We start from the raw sequence: 1,091 nt of genomic DNA on the forward strand, positions 1-1,091 counted from the left end.
CAGTTGGCTTAACAAGGGCGATCGCGCGAGGGGTCAGAAACCGGGTTTCTTTGCAAAATCTCGTGAGGATGCGTAAATTATCGCAGAAACCCGGTTTCTTGGATTAGGAGCGATCGCATCCGATGTTATTGTGACGGTGGAATTGTGCGATCGATCGGTGGAACCTTTTGTACAGGAGTTGGCGGTTGTTCAGTCCGCAAAAGTGCGATCGTACTTGGTGTTAAAGGAATCGTCACTAGGAGGATGGGTAGAAAAAATTTCTCTAACAACCATTTGATATCTGACTTAGACAGCTTCTTCAAAAAGTTCCGTCTATTATTCGGTTTTTCTGGTTTCATTTTTTTAAATCTCTATCTACTCTACATCTCCTACGATATCTGGATTTTTTGTGTTCGCGGGCGATCGTCAATTTAGCCTCCCAAATTAGTTGTTAAGTAAAACTTTGAAGAGATGGTGAGTTGCGATTGAATGATTTGTGAAAGAGTTTGTGAGAAAAAACTCACAAATCACTTTTGGCTTATAAATTTGTGAAAATTCACTAGGAATTGACTGAACAGCTATGCTAAAGCTCTGAGTTATGCTAATTTAAGAGAAATTAGGCAGGTTTGAGGCTGAGGTGGAATGGAGAAGATCACTAAACAGGAGTTTGAGGCTATCTATACAGACAAGCTTACAAAAAAACAGCGTCTAGTGCTAAGGGAGTTCTTGCAAGATAAGCCAGACAAACAAATCGCTAACTCTCTCACCCCAAAAGTAACGAGGTCGTGTGTCAGCGATCATATTTCAAATATTTGCCAGTCATTTAATATCAAAAATGAGCCGAGTGTAGGATATACGCAACGTGAGGAGTTGATTGAATTATTTGTCCAATATAAACGTGACTTAGTTTGCCCAGAGTTATTAAATAAATTCGGGGAAAGAACCCCTGAAGCTCCAAAAGCATTAGAATTGCCAGAAGGGCCAGTGCGATTAAATTCTGAGTTTTATATAGAGCGTTCCCGAATGGAAGCTGACTGTTATCAACAGATTTTAGAGCGGGGGTCAATAATTCACATTAAAGCTCCCAAGTTAATGGGAAAAACTTCTCTATT

The 1,091-nt window shown here is 40.1% G+C and carries 2 protein-coding genes; one reads left to right on the top strand and one right to left on the bottom strand.

The window, feature by feature from the left end; genetic code table 11:
* Positions 1-125 precede the first annotated feature (125 nt).
* Positions 126-338, bottom strand: coding sequence for a hypothetical protein (locus ACUVJL_RS36125; protein ID WP_445250218.1), 213 nt, complete (start codon positions 336-338; stop codon positions 126-128).
* A 283-nt stretch (positions 339-621) separates the two neighbouring features.
* Between ACUVJL_RS36125 and ACUVJL_RS36130 the strand changes: the two genes are divergently transcribed.
* On the top strand, positions 622-1,091 hold a 470-nt coding region (locus ACUVJL_RS36130), incomplete at its 3' end, for an AAA-like domain-containing protein (protein WP_445250219.1).

The organism is Microcoleus sp. OTE_8_concoct_300 (assembly GCF_031383065.1).
Taxonomy (GTDB): domain Bacteria; phylum Cyanobacteriota; class Cyanobacteriia; order Cyanobacteriales; family Microcoleaceae; genus Microcoleus.